Origin of the sequence: Xanthomonas sp. NCPPB 1068 (assembly GCF_041479385.2) — a bacterium.
GTDB lineage: Bacteria > Pseudomonadota > Gammaproteobacteria > Xanthomonadales > Xanthomonadaceae > Xanthomonas > Xanthomonas cannabis.
In genome coordinates this window covers 4,626,164-4,643,650 of sequence record NZ_CM192986.1, presented here as the reverse complement: position 1 = coordinate 4,643,650, position 17,487 = coordinate 4,626,164, and the positions used below count along the sequence as shown (strand labels likewise).

Annotated in this window: 11 protein-coding genes, 1 pseudogene and 1 riboswitch; of the genes and pseudogenes, 7 read left to right on the top strand and 5 right to left on the bottom strand. The window is 62.9% G+C overall.

Features of this window, described 5'->3' with window-relative positions; all coding sequences use genetic code 11:
* Positions 1 to 13 precede the first annotated feature (13 nt).
* Positions 14 to 1,945, top strand: coding sequence for an RHS repeat domain-containing protein (locus ACCQ12_RS19695; RefSeq protein WP_372382523.1), 1,932 nt, complete (start codon positions 14 to 16; stop codon positions 1,943 to 1,945).
* 674 nt (positions 1,946 to 2,619) lie between these two features.
* Here ACCQ12_RS19695 and ACCQ12_RS19690 read toward each other — a convergent pair.
* A pseudogene (locus ACCQ12_RS19690) lies at positions 2,620 to 3,020 on the bottom strand (transposase); the annotation flags it as partial.
* A 112-nt stretch (positions 3,021 to 3,132) separates the two neighbouring features.
* Positions 3,133 to 3,456 (bottom strand): hypothetical protein, encoded by a 324-nt coding sequence (locus ACCQ12_RS19685; RefSeq protein ID WP_166750816.1) that lies wholly within the window; start codon positions 3,454 to 3,456, stop codon positions 3,133 to 3,135.
* Between the two features lie 301 nt (positions 3,457 to 3,757).
* Here ACCQ12_RS19685 and ACCQ12_RS19680 point away from each other — a divergent pair, with 301 nt between their 5' ends.
* The 3 genes from ACCQ12_RS19680 to ACCQ12_RS19670 are packed head-to-tail and all read left to right on the top strand — an operon-like array spanning position 3,758 to position 4,854.
* The gene (locus ACCQ12_RS19680) at positions 3,758 to 4,186 is read left to right on the top strand and encodes a hypothetical protein (RefSeq protein WP_372382522.1); all 429 of its coding nucleotides are present in this window, start codon (positions 3,758 to 3,760) and stop codon (positions 4,184 to 4,186) included.
* A 10-nt stretch (positions 4,187 to 4,196) separates the two neighbouring features.
* Positions 4,197 to 4,646 (top strand): 3-dehydroquinate dehydratase, encoded by a 450-nt coding sequence (locus ACCQ12_RS19675; RefSeq protein WP_039412262.1) that lies wholly within the window; start codon positions 4,197 to 4,199, stop codon positions 4,644 to 4,646.
* Complete coding sequence (locus ACCQ12_RS19670; protein ID WP_166744530.1) at positions 4,627 to 4,854, top strand: hypothetical protein; 228 nt, start codon at positions 4,627 to 4,629, stop codon at positions 4,852 to 4,854. Before ACCQ12_RS19675 ends, ACCQ12_RS19670 begins: the two co-directional genes overlap by 20 nt.
* Before the next feature lie 392 nt (positions 4,855 to 5,246).
* Here the strand turns inward: ACCQ12_RS19670 and ACCQ12_RS19665 are convergent, their stop codons facing one another.
* Together ACCQ12_RS19665 and ACCQ12_RS19660 are read right to left on the bottom strand one after the other, a co-directional pair.
* Entirely contained in the window at positions 5,247 to 6,977 is a 1,731-nt protein-coding gene (locus ACCQ12_RS19665) for an outer membrane protein assembly factor BamB family protein (RefSeq protein WP_372382521.1), read from the bottom strand.
* A 683-nt stretch (positions 6,978 to 7,660) separates the two neighbouring features.
* Positions 7,661 to 8,245 carry a gluconokinase gene (locus tag ACCQ12_RS19660; RefSeq protein ID WP_068838605.1) on the bottom strand — a complete coding sequence of 195 codons (585 nt, stop codon included), beginning with the start codon at positions 8,243 to 8,245 and terminating at the stop codon, positions 7,661 to 7,663.
* 157 nt (positions 8,246 to 8,402) lie between these two features.
* On the opposite strand from ACCQ12_RS19660, the gene ACCQ12_RS19655 reads away from it, so the two are divergent.
* The 3 genes from ACCQ12_RS19655 (at position 8,403) to ACCQ12_RS19645 (ending at position 16,333) form a co-directional block, all read left to right on the top strand.
* On the top strand, positions 8,403 to 9,785 hold the full coding sequence (locus ACCQ12_RS19655) for an MFS transporter (RefSeq protein WP_372382520.1): 1,383 nt from the start codon (positions 8,403 to 8,405) through the stop codon (positions 9,783 to 9,785).
* 2 nt (positions 9,786 to 9,787) lie between these two features.
* A complete protein-coding gene (locus tag ACCQ12_RS19650; RefSeq protein WP_372382519.1) occupies positions 9,788 to 12,187 on the top strand; it encodes a GH36-type glycosyl hydrolase domain-containing protein in 2,400 nt (799 codons plus the stop codon).
* 696 nt (positions 12,188 to 12,883) lie between these two features.
* Positions 12,884 to 16,333: a NahK/ErcS family hybrid sensor histidine kinase/response regulator gene (locus tag ACCQ12_RS19645; RefSeq protein WP_372382518.1), complete on the top strand. Its 3,450-nt coding sequence runs from the start codon at positions 12,884 to 12,886 to the stop codon at positions 16,331 to 16,333.
* Positions 16,334 to 16,514: 181 nt separating this feature from the next.
* Here ACCQ12_RS19645 and ACCQ12_RS19640 read toward each other — a convergent pair whose 3' ends face one another.
* A complete protein-coding gene (locus ACCQ12_RS19640) occupies positions 16,515 to 17,099 on the bottom strand; it encodes a manganese efflux pump MntP (RefSeq protein ID WP_372382517.1) in 585 nt (194 codons plus the stop codon).
* A 12-nt stretch (positions 17,100 to 17,111) separates the two neighbouring features.
* Positions 17,112 to 17,272: riboswitch (yybP-ykoY riboswitch) on the bottom strand.
* Positions 17,273 to 17,487: the final 215 nt, after the last annotated feature.

Genomic DNA, 17,487 nt, shown 5'->3' with positions numbered 1-17,487 from the left:
AGATTAGGAAGGTATGAATATAAGGCTGCTCATGGTGTCAATCTCGATTCTCATGACTTGTTCAAATTCTTATTCACAGCAAACGCCGTGGGAAGATTATGCAAGGTACATTAAGAAATCCCAGGTATCTGAACAAGTACATGAGAGCTTGTTAGGCGATAGCATCGACTTTTATACCGGTCGAGTCTCGTTTAGCCAAGTAGATATTGCAATTGAAGGGAATTCTTCATTGCCTGTAAATTTGGTTCGTGGATTTTCGGTGAAAGACCCGGTGGTGGCTGCACAGTATGCGAATGTTGATCCACCAATTGATGATCAGCCGTTTGCTGACTGGGTGCTGGACATCCCACGCATCAGTGGAGTATTCGCGCAAAAGCTGACAGGTAGCGTGCTTGGACCTCAGGGGATGGTCATCAATCCAGGCACGATATACCGATGGAGTGACCAGCGTTGTTCCGGTCAGCGTGTGCCGCCGTGGATCGGTGAGTTTGCACCGATGGACTACTGGTATGGGCTACAAGCCGAGATGCCTGGTGGCGGCGAGCTGTTGACGCCTACTTCGGGGCTACCTGCTCCGACGAGCGGTGGAGGCTTTCGATGGATAACCAGTAGTCGGACCTGGTTCTCATGCTTGCCCTCAATCAAAAATACGTCAGGCGAAGGATTCCTGGCAATTACTGCTGACGGGACAAAATACTGGTTTGATTGGATGGCGCAATTCCATGAACCAACAATCCGTAAATCTTTCGTGTATACGATTTCGCAGCCAAGCGGCGGGTTTGGAGATGTCTATGAGCAAGAGATGATCCGTCGTCGGAATACACTGTACGTTTCACGAATCGAAGACCGATATGGAAACTGGGTTTCCTATCGCTATAGCAATGCATCCGATCAACCCATTCGCTTGGACGCAATCGAGAGTAATGATGGGCGCTTTATTGCTCTTTCTTATAACGGCAATGGAAAGGTAGTAAGCGCTTCAGCGAATGGAAGGACGTGGAGTTATTCGTACTCACCCGATGGTCAGTCCCTCACCAGGGTCAATCTACCTGATGGCAGTGCCTGGTCGTACGACCTAACTAATTACTTCAAAGCATTTAGCGTTAGTGAGATGGATCCCTCCAGTTGCAACTACCCCGGTACGATTGATGATGGTGTAACAATAGCCACGACGAACAAAAATCTATTTGTCAGACATCCTTCAGGAGCTCTTGGCATATTTGAGATTCGCCCTTTTTTACGGGGACGGTCAAACGTTCCGCAGCAGTGCCAGCCTAGCGCAGGTGATGGTGGTCCAGAGCCGGGCGCCGCATATTCTGATTATGTCCGCTTTTACTGGACCAATAGTTTGATTCGAAAAACTGTCAGCGGTCCAGGAGTTCCTGAAGTACAATGGACTTATCGCTACAACGGAGTACAGAGTAGCGCTGAAGTTGCAGGGTTCTGGGATAAACCTGCGGGCTATGCACCTCCAGGAAGCTGGGCTCCTCGCCCCTATACATACAGCCGACTTGCCGATGAAGGCAAGGCCATTACAGACATCAGTACATACATTATTGTTGATCCTATTTGCCTTTCTGACAATTGCGCAGGCTCTGTTTCAACTGAGGTGAGTGGACCGGGTGAGTGGACCCGTTACACTTTCGGCAATAGCTATCGTTACAACGAGCGGAAAATGTTGAGGAAGGAGACTGGAACCGGTCCCGCAGCAGTGGCCCGTGTAGAGAATTTTACTTACGAGTTGGGAAGATCAAATCTGCCTTATCTGCCGATTATAGGCGCAACGCGCCAGTATCAGGGTGATGGCCTTGCAGAAGCTGCTTTGCGCCCTCTCAGGTCAGAGTCTGTGCGACAGGATGGAGTCAATTACGCTCGAGAGGTTCTCTCGTTCGATGCATTCGCAAGACCAACTAGTGTTAGAAAAACGAGTTCGGCCACCCCATAAACCAATATCAAACATGCGGAAATTTATTTAATGTTTAGTAGAAATATTTTTTTATGTTTTTTACTATTATCTTCATCATTCTCGCTAGTGGCGGGCAATGGATCTGGCAAAGTGATGCAGTTGATGCCTCATGCTAATGATGTGGTCTTCTTTTCTTTAAGTGGAGATCATGCGAATCCTCCGAAATGTTCGTCAACTGCCTGGTCAATATCGCTTTCCACGAACACGGGAAGGGCAATGTATGCCTTGCTCTTAAGTGCGCATACACAAGGGCTTAGGGTTCATGTGCAGGGAACGGGAGATTGCTCAGCGTGGCCGGACCGCGAGACTGCTCACTATATTTTGAGCGAGATCTAGAATATACGGGGTCTTGACCTGATCCAAAGCATACGTTTGATTTAGTTAAGGCTGATCCAGCCTGGCAGGCCTAATGAAATATTTAGGTCTAATCGCTCAACGACAGCTGCGCGACACTGCCTTAACCAGCAGCGGCGGCTGACAACGCTATGTGCACGCACTAGATCGAGCGCTGGCAACCCCAACACAACGAAAAGAACGATCACTGAAACTAATTAGAAGGTAATACGCCGTCCGCGGATGCATGACATATGGCCAATATCGATATCGTTTCCCGGTCTCTAAACCCAATCGCTACTCAGGTTATGAGGCGTCGGCAACGCAATTATCTCGTCATCCCTATCAAGGCGGCGCTCAGCGCGTTGTTGAGCGAGCTCAGGCAACCACAGATCAATGTCCTGCTGCGCTCGTCTAGCCATGTTGCTCAAAGAGCCAGGCAAGAAGCTAGGCGCTTACGCGCCGGGGTCACAGCTTCTTTACGAGGACATCATTCAGCGCGTGGTTTCCATCGCCAGCTCATACACGCGTTGAGCGGCTGCGCTTCAGATCGCGAAGGCACTTCACGTCAGCAGCTTCCATGTCACCGTGGTTGGATTTCCAAAGGGAGTAAGTCGCGTCCGAAATGCCAACTCACGGCAGACAACCTTAACCTGGCGGCCGCCTTAGGTCTACTACGCATGGCAACGCTCTGGCTCGCTATGAACTGGCTTTGGCGCATCGTGGCCTCCTAAGCTAGTGTGCCCGGAGACTCTGAATTATTGCTGGGTCGAGCTTGAGAAAGGCCGACAGGAGATCTTAGTTTATTGAATTTTTAATCCTAAGTCAGGAGCTTATTCAGATATAGAGAGGGCTTTGATTTGCATTGAATTTCCGTTGCATCCATCGACATAAAATTCCAGTGTATTTTTATTTTGAAGTGCCGTTAGCGCCATGGAAAGCATTTCTTTATACATAGGTGCACTGGGCGCAATTATGAAACGATTTCCACCCCCGCAGCTCGCTCCTGCAGGAAGACTACCTTCGGTGACCACGTATATAGCCTCGCCTCCCCAGCCGGTGGAAATATTCTTTATCTTCTGTCCCACGACGGAGTAGGCCGCAAAGCTCTGGAAGCTCGCTAACATCAATGACAGAAAAACTACTCTGCGAATCATATAAATCTCGGGCTAAGGTAGTGAATTTTCTTAAACAGTTGTCCAAGACGTAACCGGACCCGCGTTTTCAGATCCGATGTCCGAAATAGTTGTTGCTGTAGCAGCTAGGCTCCCCATAACCGATCCAATGCGCTCCACGCCTAGGTTGCCACAATGTGAGAGCAGGTTCTAGTCGTGTTTTGTGTCTCGCGAGCATGCTATTACGCATTCTTTATGCCGCGCTCTAGCGCGCGAATAGCCCCTTTATGCCTCCCAGGCCTACCTTGGCACTCCCGCACTGTGGTGCGTTGAGTCGAACACGATGTGTATCCTGATTTTGCGAGGTCCTCAGGCTGATGCTGCACCGTTGGTGCCGATGCATTCGCACGAGTGTGCTGGCCGTGCGTTGCGCACGCTGGCGTGTGCCGATGTAGACAGCCTGATCGCCGAGTTGCATGCGGCCGGTGGCGATGCCGAGGTGGAGCTGGTGTTGCTGGATTCGGGTGATCTGCCCTTGTCCGAGCGCAGTTGCGCGCGGGCCTTGCGCGCTGCCGTGGATGCGTTGCCCACGCCGTATATCGAGGTGCATACCGATGCCGATCAGGAGCTGGAGCCGTGGCTGCATGCGCAGCACGCGCCGCTGGCGGTGGTGATCACGCCGCACGATGCGCCGCGTGCGTATGCGATGTCGCTCGGCATTGCCGCGCGTTGCCTGCCGTCGCTGCACGCGCCGTTGCGCGTGGCTGCCTGAGGAGCGCGCCATGTCGATCATGATCGTGCGCGGGCCGGAGGCGTCGCTGCCACTGGTGCGTGGGCCGCAGCCGCTGCCGCGGGCCGTCATTCGCCAGCTGGTGCAATGCGCCGGCGATGCGGGCAAGACCGTGGCATTGCGGGCCTGTGGGTCGGAGCAGGAATTGCTGGATGCCTTGCGCGTGGCGGGGCAGGCGCGGATGGAGATCGCGTTGATCGATCCGGGCAGTTGCGTGGACAGTGCGCGTCTGCACCGTGTGCTGGGCGCATTGCCGTATCCGTTCGTGGAGACCCACGACGACAGTGCGGACCGGCCGGAGCGGTGCTTGCCACCGGGGTTTGCGCCCTGCATTGCAACCGTGCGCGGCTACTGCGCGCAGAGTTATCTGCTCGGGCTGGAAATCGCGCTGGAGCATCTGGGCTGCACGGAGATCCAGGGCGATGTCCATGTCGGGACCTGAGCCGCGCCAGCTGCATTATTTTGCCGACTACGAAGGCTATTGCGATGGCCGGCCGGTGGTGTGGGGTCAATTGACGCACAGCGTGGATGTGCCTGCCGACGGCGGGCTGGATGCAGCGGGATTGGTATGCGCGCTGCGCCGAAGGGCGGCCGAGGCGCATGGGTTGGAGGCAGGGCAGATCCGGCTATGCCAGGTGACCCGCCTGTAGGGGCCCTGCTGCTACAACAGCGCGGCCGGACGGCGCACCACCACCGCGGCCAATACCAACACGTGAGCTGCGTTGGATGTGGATCAGAGGCGCGGTGTCGTTGCCTCGGCCGATCGGTATGCAAGGCGTGCGCATCGCATCACCTGGAGGAATGAGCGCCCACACAGCAGCGGCGATTCAAAGACAGTGCCGCTGCGCTGCGTCCAACTGCACCGGATGGGAGCTCGAATGTCCCTCGCTATGGCCATGCCCCAGTAGCAAGACATGCAGCATGCTCCCGCGCATCGAGCGCGAGGATCAGGACAACTGCAGACACAACGACGCCACCCGAAGGTGGCGCCGTTGTCATGCCGTGCTGCGCGTCAGGCAGCGCAGAGCATCCATGTTGACCCCTACTTGCCTGCAGCAGCGTCCGGCACGAACTTGATCAACTGGTTGGCCGTGGCTGCGACGCCGAAGTTGTTGCGCGCATAGCCGGAGCCCCAGTACAGCGCACCGTCCACGATCGATGGTGCGCTCATCACCGAGCCGGTCGCCTTGTAGTTCCACAGGGTGGCGCCGGTGTCGCTGTCCAGGGACACCATGTTGCCTGCCATCGAGCCGGCAAACACCAGGTTGGGCGACACGCTCATGGGGCCCTGGGCACCCGCCGGCACGACCGGGTTGACGGGGTTCAGGCCCGTCGCCTTGACCTGCCACAGGATCCGGCCGGTGGCCGCATCCAACGCTGCCCACGAACCGCCGTTATGGCTGACGGTATTGCCCGGCGCCAGCGTGTAGGGGGTATTCAAATTGTTGTTGATCCCCACATACACGCGCGACTTGTAGGGGTCGAACGCCGCGCCCCACTCGATGCCGCCGGTGGTGCCACCGGGGCCGACCTGCGTGGACCACACCTTGGCGCCGGTCTTGGCGTCGAAGGCCCAGTAGATGCCGCTCTTCTGGCCGGCGCCGACCAATTGCTGCAGCTTGCCATCGCGCTGGACGGAGAACAGGTTGATGCCTGCGCCACCGAAATCGTAGTCGGGCCCGGTCAGATTGGTCGCCTGGGTATTCGGGCACAGGCCATTGGTGGGAGCGAGGATGCAGGACAGGTTCCAGGCGTCATACCCCTGGTTCCGGTTTGCCCAGACCAGCTTGCCGGTGTCCAGATTCAGCGAGACCACCGAGTCGACATAGTTATCCGGCGCCATGCAGTCGAGTTCATCCTGCACCGTCAGCTCGCTGCCACGGTACGAACGTGCGTTGGACACGCAGTTCCCCACGCTGGCAGGAATGTTGTAGTTGTTGCCGGTGCCGAAGTAGATGCGGCGTGCGATGGGATCGACGGCGACCTGGCCCCATGTCGACGCGCCGGTATAGCCTTCGGGTGCGTTGTAGAACTGCCACACCTTCTTGCCGGTAGCGAGGTCCAGTGCCACGACGCTGCCGCGGAACGAGAACCGATGGGTCGGGTCAAGACTCTCGTAGTCCCTGGACGACACGCCCAGGTACACGCGGTTTCCGTAGACCACAGGGGACGAGGTGATCTGGGCCTGCGAATTGGTTTCCACCTCGCTCTTCCACAGCAACTTGCCGGTCTTCTTGTCCAGGGCCAGCACGGTGCCGCCGGCCATGTCGCCCAGGATGATGCTCTTGGGGGTAATGGCCGGGGTGGTCCGCGACAGCGAGGTGCTCTTGCCGGTGTAGTCGGACAGCTTGGCCTGCCAGTTCGGCTTGCCGGTCTGGGTATCGACGCTGTACAGCGTGCCGCCCCAGTCGGGGACATACAGCGTGCCCCCCTCGATGCTGGGCGTTGCCGAGATGTCGCCGGTGGTGGTCAGGGTCCACGCCGGCTTGAGCGAGGAGACGGTGCTGCGATTGATCTTCCACTCGCCTGGCGCGAAGCGCTGGTTCAAATAACCACCGCCGGCAATCGGCCAACTGGTGGGACTGGCGAAGGGCAGCGCATTGCCGAAGCTGCGCCAGACCTCGCCGGAGCGCGCGAACGCCTGCGTATCCAGCGACGACACGGGCGCCTGCGCGGTTGTGGCGCCAGATTGGGCGAAAGCCACTGCGCTGGCGAGCAGGCAAGGGATGAGCGTCAAACTGCGTAAGCGCGAACGGCGATTGGGATTTGTCATCACGGCGTGTCCATTGATGGAAGGAAGCGCTGGATCCCCCCGGATCTGCTGGATGAAGATCGCCGATTGCGGCGACCGTGCAACACGGCCTTGGCCGCTGCATTCAGAGAGTGGTCGGGTCTGCTTGGATCTGGTCGTACCAGCTCGCAAAATTTGCGTTCAACGCGTGCGTTAATCGCACAAATGGTGATGATTCATCACTATTTAGCGTGTGTGCGATAGAAAAAATGATTCAGCCAGAAAGCGCCGAATGTCCCTGCAAATCAGCGGTTTGCAAAAAGTAACCAGGAAATGTTGCGCCACCTTGTGCGGTGGATCGACACGGCGGTGACGCCGCGATCGCTGCGCGCTGCGCAGCGTTCTCTGGTGGCGGTGGTGGTGGCATTGGCCTGCAGCACTGCACGCGTTGCGCGTTCTGATTGATCGAACGCAACGTACGCTGCGGTGAGGGGTAAGCCCACTCCCCTCTGGCGAATGGCACTGCCTGCGCGCCGTTGTCACGCGTGCCTTGGGGCACTCGCCGCCGGCGTGCGTCGAACACGTAGAGGTAAGGGGCGATGCCGCTGTGTCGTCCGCACCCACGTGGCTTGGCCTGCATCCCCATCCGGTGCTGCGCGCCGTCCTGTTCCCATGTGAGCGGGAGACGCCCGGGCGTGCGATGGCGGGCTGCGTTAGCTGGTGCGTCAGGCGTTTTGAGGCGAGGGTGCGGCGTTGTGCACCGCAGTGGGGGCGATCAGCGCCAGCTGCGTGATCGCATCCTGCACCACCTCCGCCACCGTGGCGTCCACATCCACCGACACCACGTCCGCTTCGTCCAGCGGCAGCTCCAGGGTCTGCAGCTGGCTGTCGAGCAGGCTGGGCGGCATGAAGTGGCCGGCGCGCGCGCTCAGGCGTGCGGCAATCACGTGCGGGGCCGCATGCAGGAACACGAAGCGCATCGGTATGCCGCTGCCGCGCAGCAATTGCCGGTGCGTACCGCGTAAACCCGAGAACGCCAGCACCACCGATTCCCCGGCATGCACGCAGTCGCGCAGGGTGGCGGCCAGTAGTTCCACCCAGGGCAGGCGCATGGCATCGGTGAGCGGTTGGCCGGCGGCCATCTGTGCGCGTGCGGCCACGCTGTGATAGTCGTCGGCATCCAGAAAGCGGTAGCCGTAATGCGCGGCGAGCGCCTGCGCGATGGTGGTCTTGCCGCTGCCCGACACGCCCATCACGACGATGGCCAGGGGCGAAGCGGACGCGGGCGTGGCGGGGACGGCGGTGTCCATCACGTCAGGTTATATCTCCGGATCGATTCGGCATTTGAGCGGATTTCACGTTGGCGGCAGCCGATGCGTGGTGTAGCGTCGGCGCTCCTTGCCAGGTGAGCGGGCACCCAGCGTAACGGCGTGCCCGGCCGGGTACAACGCATGCGAAGGTCTGCCGATGACGTCACCCCCCGCAACGTCTCCTGCATCGGCGCCCCTGCGCTGGCGCGAAAAGCTCGGCTACGGCGCCGGCGATCTGGGCCTGAATCTTTACTGGGCCAACATCTCGGCGTTTCTGCTGATCTTCTACACCGACACCATGCACCTGCCGGCTGCGGCAGTCGGCACGATGATTTTGTTGACCAAGATCGCCGATGCGATCGCCGACCCGGCCATGGGCGCCATCGCCGACCGCACCCGCAGCCGCTGGGGCAAGTTCCGCCCGTATCTGTTGTGGGGCGCGGTGCCGATGGCAGCGACCGGCGTGCTTGCCTACACCACCCCGGAGCTGGATCAACACGGGCGCATGGTGTGGGCCACGCTCAGCTTCCTGGTGATGATGCTGGCCTACACGGTGGTGAGCATTCCGTACTCGGCGTTGTCGGGCGTGATCACCGCCGACAGCAAGCAGCGCACCGGTCTGATCAGCCTGCGGTTCATCGGTGCATTTGCGGGCACTACGCTGGTCAATTACTTCACGATGGACCTGGTGCGCTGGTTCGGCAGTGGCAACGATGCGCTGGGCTGGCAGCGCACGATGATGCTGTATGGCGCCATCGCGGTGGCGCTGTTCGTCGGCGTGGCCCTGACCACGCGCGAGCGCGTGCAGCCACCGCCGCAGCAACGCACGCCGGTACGCCGCGACATCGTCGACCTGTTGCAGAACAAGCCGTGGTGCGTGCTGTTCGTGCTGTCGCTGATCATCATGATCACCATCACCATGCGCGGCGGTGCGGGCGTGTACTACCTCAAGTATTACGTGCAGCGCCCGGATCTGGTCGGCCTGTTCCTGGGCTGCTATTCGGTGGCGTTGGGTGTGGGTGCGGCAATCACGCCGCTGCTGACCCGGCACTGGGACAAGCGCCAGCTGATGTGCGGGCTGATGGTGATGGTCGGCCTGCTGAGCTGTGCGATGTTCTTCGTGCCTGCCGATGCGGTGTGGGCCATCTTTGCGTTGAACATGCTGATCGGGCTGGCACTGGGGCCGAAGTCGCCGCTGGCGTTTTCGATGTACGCCGACAGCGCCGATTACACCGAATGGCGCACCGGCCGGCGTGCCACCGCGATGACGTTTGCGGCGGCCACGTTTTCGCAGAAGCTTGGCGGCGCGCTCGCCTCGGCCGGCATCGCCTGGGTGCTGGCCGGCATGGGCTATGTGGCCAACAGCGCGCAGTCCACCGGCTCGCTGACCGGCATCGTGCTACTGCTGACGGTCATCCCCGGCGCAGTGGCGCTGCTGGCGGCCTGGACCATGCGTTTCTATCCGCTGGATGACGGCTTGCTGCGCCGCATCCAGCACGAACTGGCCGCGCGCAAGCGCGACGAACCGGAGCACCCCTGACCGTGTCTGCACTGCCCACTGCTGCGTCCGACGATCTGTCCACCTTGCTGGCGCCCAGCGCCGACGGCGCGCGCTATGCGCTCTACAGCCCCACCGCAATGCCCAATGCCGGCGGGTTCCTGTGGAACCGCCGCATGATGTTGCAGCTCACCTGTCGCGGCTATGCCACCGGCCAGTTCATGCAGCCGGAGCCGTCCAAGTACGCGCATGCGCCGGTGCTGGAGGCGCGCAACTTCATGATGCCGGAGCAGCCGTATTACGCGCACCATCCCGGGCGCTTTTTCTATCTCAAGGATGAAGACACCGGCGCGTTGTATTCGGTGCCGTACGAGCCGGTGCGCGCGCAGCCGCAGGCATTCGAATTCTCCGCCGGCAAGCACGATGTGCGCTGGCGCGTGCAGCACGACGACATCGTGGTGGAGCTATGCGTGGCCCTGCCGACCGACGATGCGGTGGAGCTGTGGGAATGCCGCGTACACAACGCTTCCGGGCGTGCGCGCAGGCTGAGCCTGTACGTGTATTTCCCGGTTGGCTACATGTCGTGGATGCATCAGTCCGGCGGCTACGAGCCGGCGCTGGGCGGCATCGTCTGCCGTAGCGTGGCGCCGTACCAGAAGGTGGACGACTACTTTCGCCAGCGCGATTTCAAGGACTGCACCTTCCTGTTGCACGAACAACCGCCGGTGGCGTGGGACGCGCAGCAACTGGCGTTCGAAGGCGAAGGCGGGTTGCATGCGCCCTCCGCCATCCAGGCCGAGCAACTGGGCAACAGCGACGCGCATTACGAAACCCCGGCGGCGGCGCTGCAATACCGCCTGCGTCTGGAAGCGGACGCGGCGAGCGTGTACCGCTTCGCGTTCGGGCCGGCCAAGGACGATGCAGAGATCGCCGCGCTGCGTGCGCGCTATCTGTCGGAAGCAGGCTTTGCGCAGGCGGCACGTGAGTATGCGCAGTACCTGCAGGCCGGCCATGGCTGCGTGCAGATCGCCACGCCGGATGCGGCGCTGGACAATCTGGTCAACCACTGGTTGCCGCGGCAGGTGTTCTACCACGGCGACGTCAATCGCCTGACCACCGATCCGCAGACGCGCAATTATCTGCAGGACCATATGGGCATGGCCTACCTGCAGCCGGCCACCGCGCGTGCGGCGCTGCTGCACGCGCTGTCGCAGCAGGAACCCAGCGGTGCGATGCCGGACGGCATCCTGCTGGTGGAAGGCGCCGAGCTCAAATACATCAACCAGGTACCGCATACCGACCACTGCGTGTGGTTGCCTATCTTCCTGAGCGCGTATCTGGCCGAAACCAATGATGCCAGCGTGCTGGAGGCAGTGGTGCGCACGCAGGATGGCCAGGCGCTGAGCGTGGCCGAGCGGCTGGATGCGGCCATGCAGTGGCTGCTGGATGCACGCGATGCACGCGGCTTGAGCTTCATCGCCCAGGGTGACTGGAACGACCCGATGAACATGGTCGGCTGGCGCGGCAAGGGTGTGTCCGGCTGGCTGACCGTGGCCACCGCGTATGCGCTGCGGCTGTGGTCGGACATCTGCGCTGCGCACGGACGCAGCGCACAGGCGGAGAGGTTTGGCCAGGCGGTGGGCGCGGTCAATGCCGACGCCAATCGCGAGCTGTGGGACGGCAACTGGTATGCGCGCGGCATCACCGACGACGGTGTGCGCTTCGGCATTGCCGACGATGTGGAGGGGCGCATCTATCTCAATCCGCAGAGTTTCGCGCTGTTGGCCGGCACTGCGGATGCACAGCAACGCGCGGCGCTGCTGGAGGCCGTGCGAGAGCAGCTGCACACCCCGTATGGCCCGGTGATGCTGGCGCCGGCGTACACGCACATGCGCGACGACGTGGGGCGGCTGACCCAGAAGTGGCCGGGCGCGGCAGAGAACGGCGCGGTCTACAACCACGCGGTGGCGTTCTATCTGTACAGCCTGTACCAGATCGGCGAGGCCGACCGCGCGTGGGAGATCCTGCGCGCGATGCTGCCGGGCCCGACGCGCGAGGACGTGCTGCAGCGCGGCCATCTGCCGGTGTCGCTGCCCAACTATTACCGCGGTGCCTGGCATCAGTATCCGCGCACCGCCGGGCGGTCGAGCCAGTTGTTCAACACCGGCACGGTGGCCTGGGTGTATCGCTGCGTGCTGGAGGGTCTGTTCGGGTTGGTCGGCGAGGGCGATGCGCTGGCGATCCGTCCGCAGCTGCCGTCGCACTGGCCGCAGGCGCAGGTCACGCGCCAGTTCCGGGGCGCGCAGTTCGAGGTGCAGCTGCAGCGCGAAGCCGGACGCGTGGCGACGGAGGTGCTGGTGGATGGCGTGGTCAGCGCGGACCAGCGCGTGCACGCGGTGACCGCCGGCCGGGTGTATCGGGTGCAGGTGCGGCTGCCGGGCTGAGCGGCCCTCACCCGCCCTCCGGGCACCCTCTCCCGCAGGCGGGAGAGGGGAGCGGCCAACACCGGGTGGCCGCTGCATCATCGGCTGATCGCGACAACGGCGCAGCGCCGCCCAACCGTAACGCTGCATCGTCGCCGGCCGTAACAGTGCATGTCGCCCGACCGTGCACGCTCTGGTCAGCCATGAGGCAGACGCCCCCCTGCCGGCTGCCTGACCTGGTGGGCCGGAGATGCGACAGGCGATTGCATGGCACACCGCACTGCGGTCCCTTCTCCCGCCTGCGGGGGAAGGTGCCCGAAGGGCGGATGGGGGGCGTCTGACCTTCAGCCCAACGCCTCTGGCCAGCTCGGTGGGCCGGAGATGCGACACGCCAGTGCATGGCACATCGCAACCGCGGTCCCTTCTCCCGCCTGCGGGGGAAGGTGCCCGAAGGGCGGATGGGGGGCGTCTGACCTTCAGCCCGATGCCCCTGGTCAGCGGCTGATTCAAAGGACCGGCGTCCCGGCAGCGCGAAACGCGTGCAACGCCTACATCACGACACCACACCTCCTGCAAGACGGCAGGAACTGCCAGAGGTGGCCGAAGGGCTTCGCCCTACGTCAAACAGTCCGGCACGATTCCCCAATCCCCAATCCCCAATCCCCAATCCCACTGCGTAAACTCCCAGGCTCGCATCGCGCCGCCTGGGAACGCCCCTTGGTATCAAGCTGGATCCTGCTGCTGGTTTCCGTGGGCTACGCCGCGTTGCTGTTCGGCGTGGCGTGGTGGGGCGACCGCCGGCCGATGTATCCGGAGCGGCCATGGCTGCGGCCGGCGGTCTATAGCCTGGCACTGGCGGTGTACTGCTCGTCGTGGACCTTCTATGGCGCAGTCGGCTCGGCAGTGCGCAACGGCATCGGCTATCTGCCGATCTATCTGGGGCCGTTGCTGTTGCTGCTGTTCGGCTGGCGCATCATCGAGCGACTGGCGCTGATCGCACGCGCCGAAAACACCGTCTCCATCGCCGATTTCATTTCCTCGCGCTATGGCCGCTCGCGGCGGCTGGCGGCGTTGGTGGCGGTGATCGCACTGGTCGGCATCGTGCCGTACCTGGCGCTGCAGTACAAAGCGGTGGCAATGAGCCTGGAGGTGCTGACCGGGCATAGCAGCGCCGGGCGCGGCATCTTCGCCGACCCGGCGTTGTACGTGGCGCTGTTGATGGCCTTGTTCGCCACACTTTTCGGCACCCGCCAGGTGGATGCCACCGAGCACCATCACGGCATGATGCTGGCCATCGCGCTGGAGTCGGTGATCAAGCTGATCGCCATCGTGGCGGTGGGCCTGTTTGCCTGGCTGTGGTTGAGCGACCACCAGCTGCATATCGCCGATTCGGCGCGCACCCTGTTCGAGCACACGCCATCGGTGGGGTTCATTTCGCAGACGCTGTTGAGCTTTCTGGCGGTGATCTGCCTGCCGCGGCAGTTCCATGTGGCAGTGGTGGAATGCAGCGATGTCGGCGATATCCGTCGCGCGCGCTGGTTGTTCGGGGCGTACCTGGTGATCATCTCGGCGATGGTGGTGCCGATCGCCTCGGCCGGCATCGCGCTGTTCGGCAAGGGTAGCGCGGTGGTGGACGATGCGGTGGTACTGGCGCTGCCGCTGAGCCAGGGCAGCACGGTGCTGGCGTTGGTGGCCTACGTGGGTGGTTTTTCGGCGGCCACCGGCATGGTGATCGTAGCCAGCATCGCCCTGGCCACCATGGTCAGCAACGATCTGGTGATGCCGGTGCTGCTGCGCCGCCGCGTCAGCGCCAACGCGCGTGCGGCAGTGGCCTCGCGCGTGCTGTGGATCCGCCGCGTCGCCATTTTGCTGCTGGCGCTGGTTGCCTATGGCTATCACCGCAGCGTGGCCAACGACACCACGCTGGCCGCGTATGGGTTGATGGCGTTTGCGGCGGTGGCGCAATTTGCGCCGGGCGTGATCGGCGGGCTGTACTGGCGCGGCGCCAGCCGCAAGGGCGTGGAGACCGGCATGGTGCTCGGCTTCATGACCTGGATCTATACGCTGCTGCTGCCGGCCGCCACGCGTGCGGGCTGGCTGCAGCCGGAGTGGTTGGTGGACGGGCCATTCGGCATTGCGTGGCTGCAGCCGCAGCAGTTGTTCGGCATGCGCGGCTGGGACCCGCTGGCGCACGGCACCTTCTGGTCGTTGCTGATCAACGTCGGCGCGATGATGCTGGTGTCGGCGCGTTGGCGCCCCGGGGTGGACGAGCGGCTGCGTGCCGCGCCCTTCCTGGACCCGTATGCGCAGCGTCCGGCGGTGGCCGGCGAATGGCCGGGGCATGTGCGGGTGGGCGACCTGCAGGCATTGGCCGAGCGCGTGGTGGGCGAGCGGCATGCGCGCCGTGCGTTCGTGGAGCAGGCGCAGTTGCTGGAGCGCGAGCTGCAGCCGACCGTGGTGGCCGACCGCGCCTGGGTGCAATTCACCGAGCGCCTGCTGGCAGCCTCCATCGGTGCGGCCTCCGCACGGCTGGTGCTGACCAGCCTGTTGCGCGGTTCGGGCATGGAGCTGGGTGAAGTGGTGGCGGTACTGGACGAGGCCGGCCAGGAGCTGCGCTTCAACCGCGAGATCCTGTCCACCACGCTGGAAAACATCAGCGCCGCGGTCAGCGTGGTCGACCCGGACATGCGCCTGACCGCGTGGAATCGGCGCTATCAGCAGCTGTTCGGGTACCCCGACGGCATGCTGTACGTCGGCCGCCCGGTGGCCGACCTGATCCGCTACAACGCCGAGCGTGGCGAGCTGGGCGAGGGCGATATCGAAGACCAGATCGACCGCCGTATCCGCCACATGCGCGCCGGCTCGCCGCATGTGTTCGAGCGCACCCGCAGCGACGGCAAGGTGATCGAAATGCGTGGCCAGGCGCTGCCCGGCGGGGGCTACGTCACCAGTTACAACGACATCACCGATTACAAGCGCGCCGAGCGCGCGCTGCTGGACGCCAACGAAAACCTGGAACAGCGCGTGGCCGACCGCTCGCGCGAGGCCGAGCTGGCGCAGCAATCCAAGACCCGCTTTCTGGCCGCCATCAGCCACGACGTGTTGCAGCCGCTCAACGCCGCACGCCTGTTCGCCTCCGCGCTGCGCGAGAGCCACCAGAACAACGAAGAACAACGCCATCTGGCCGAACGCGTGGATGCCTCGCTGCGTGCGGCCGAAGAATTGCTCGATGGTCTGCTGGATGTCTCGCGGCTGGATGCCGGTGGCCTGCGGCCGACGGTGGAAGATTTCGATGCCAGCGCACTGATGCACGAGCTGGCCGCGCAGTACGCACCGGTGGCCGCCAGCCGTGGCCTGCGCCTGCAGGTGCACAGCCGCACGATCTGGGTGCGTAGCGACCGCCGGCTGCTGCGCCGGGTGATGCAGAACTTCCTGGCCAATGCGCTGCGTTACACGCGCCAGGGACGCATCGTGCTGGGCATGCGCGGGCGCGGGCAGCAGGTGGAGCTGCAGGTATGGGACACCGGCCCGGGCATTCCCGAACATCACATGCGGCAGATCTTCGAAGAGTTCCGCCGCTACCAGCAGCCGTTCGACTGGGGCGAGCAGGGCCTGGGATTGGGCTTGTCGATCTGCCAACGCATCTCGCGCCTGCTCGACCACGACTTGAGCGCGCGCAGCCAGGTCGGCCGCGGCAGCATGTTCTCGATCCTGCTGCCGCGCGTGGCGGCGGTACCGGTGGCGCCGCTGTTGCCGGTGCCGGCCACGCGCGCGTCGCCCAGTGGCGATTCATTGGCCGGCTTGCGCGTGCTGTGCGTGGACAACGACCGCGAAATCCTCGACGGCATGCGCGCGCTGCTCGGCCGCTGGCAGGTGGAAGTCATCACCGCCAGTACCGTGGACCAGGCGCTGGAGCGTGCGCGCGAACAACCGGACCTGATGCTGGTGGACTATCACCTGCACGACCGCCTGGACGGCCTGGACACGCTCGATGCCGTGCAGGCCGCGGCAACCGCACCGATCGCCGGCGCCTTGCTCACCGCCGACGGCCGCGACGAGCTCAAACAGCTTGCGCGCGAACGCGGCTACCGCCTGCTGACCAAGCCTGTGAAGCCGGCCTCGCTGCGCGCGTTTTTGAGTGCGTACCACGACGCGAAAACCCGCTGACGGGTGCATCCCCGCCATCACCGCGACATACGGCGATGCAGTCGGCATCGAGTAAACATCCCACGATGCCGATCGCGCGCGGAGCGCATGCCATGCATCGTAGGAGCGCACCCGGGCGCGACGGGGCTTTCCCGGTAATGCCCGTCGCGCCCGGGTGCGCTCCTACGACAACTGCCTGCGCTTATGCCGCGCCGCTGAGGTGTTCGTAGAGGATCACGCTGCCGACGATCACCAGGATCACGCCGCCGAGGATCTCGGCGCGCTTGCCGATCAAGGCGCCCAGTGCACGCCCCAGCATGATGCCGGCGGTGACCATGCTGAAGGTGCACAGGCCCACCACCACCGCCACCACGCCGATGTGCACGTCGAGAAACGCCAGGCTGACGCCGACTGCCATCGCGTCGATGCTGGTGGCAAAGCCGGTGGTGGCCAAGGCCAGCAAGCCGTGCCGCTTCGACGTCTGGGAGGCTGCGTCTTCGGCATCGTCCGGCTCGTTGCGCAGGCCGGCCACGATCATGTGCACGCCCAACGCGCCCAACAGGCCGAAGGCGATCCAGTGATCGAAGGCCTGCAGATGGCTGGAGGCGGCACGGCCCAGCAGCCAGCCGATCACCGGGGTGATGGCTTCGATGCAGCCGAAGACCAGGCCGGCGCGCAATGCATCACGCCACTGCGGCTTGCGCATCGCAGCGCCCTTGCCGATGGCGGCGGCAAAGGCATCGGTGGACATCGCAAAACCGATCAACACAATGGAAACAGGAGACATCGACACGCTCGGGTTGGGCACGTTCACAACGGCATGCGCCCGCGCCAACCATCGTCAGGCACGCATGTCGTTGGTCTCGCCAAACCACACTGGTTGCCTGCACCACGGCGCAACGGCCGAGGATGTTGATGCAGGCGCTTTCGATGGACGAAAGCAGGCTACTCCCCAAGGGGCGCGCAGTGTAACAACGCAAAACGCGCTTTCGGGCGTTTTGCCCGCACGCGAAGGTCGGTCTGATCTTTATAGCCTTGGCTATCGTAGCGGCCGCTATGCTGGCTTCCTGCGGGAAATCACGCTGCTCGCCACTGCACGCAACAGCTTCGACGAGCACCGCGGAGGCGCTGCCCAGGCCACTGCAACGGACAGCCGCGTCGATCTGCCGCAGCCG

What these genes read in the sequence shown, in the direction of transcription:
- ACCQ12_RS19695 (WP_372382523.1), top strand. Translation starts at nt 14, where the DNA reads ATGAATATAAGGCTGCTCATGGTGTCAATCTCGATTCTCATGACTTGT.
- ACCQ12_RS19680 (WP_372382522.1), top strand. Translation starts at nt 3,758, where the DNA reads ATGTGTATCCTGATTTTGCGAGGTCCTCAGGCTGATGCTGCACCGTTG.
- ACCQ12_RS19660 (WP_068838605.1), bottom strand. Translation starts at nt 8,245, where the DNA reads ATGGACACCGCCGTCCCCGCCACGCCCGCGTCCGCTTCGCCCCTGGCC.
- ACCQ12_RS19675 (WP_039412262.1), top strand. Translation starts at nt 4,197, where the DNA reads ATGTCGATCATGATCGTGCGCGGGCCGGAGGCGTCGCTGCCACTGGTG.
- ACCQ12_RS19640 (WP_372382517.1), bottom strand. Translation starts at nt 17,099, where the DNA reads ATGTCTCCTGTTTCCATTGTGTTGATCGGTTTTGCGATGTCCACCGAT.
- ACCQ12_RS19670 (WP_166744530.1), top strand. Translation starts at nt 4,627, where the DNA reads ATGTCCATGTCGGGACCTGAGCCGCGCCAGCTGCATTATTTTGCCGAC.
- ACCQ12_RS19685 (WP_166750816.1), bottom strand. Translation starts at nt 3,456, where the DNA reads ATGATTCGCAGAGTAGTTTTTCTGTCATTGATGTTAGCGAGCTTCCAG.
- ACCQ12_RS19655 (WP_372382520.1), top strand. Translation starts at nt 8,403, where the DNA reads ATGACGTCACCCCCCGCAACGTCTCCTGCATCGGCGCCCCTGCGCTGG.
- ACCQ12_RS19665 (WP_372382521.1), bottom strand. Translation starts at nt 6,977, where the DNA reads ATGACAAATCCCAATCGCCGTTCGCGCTTACGCAGTTTGACGCTCATC.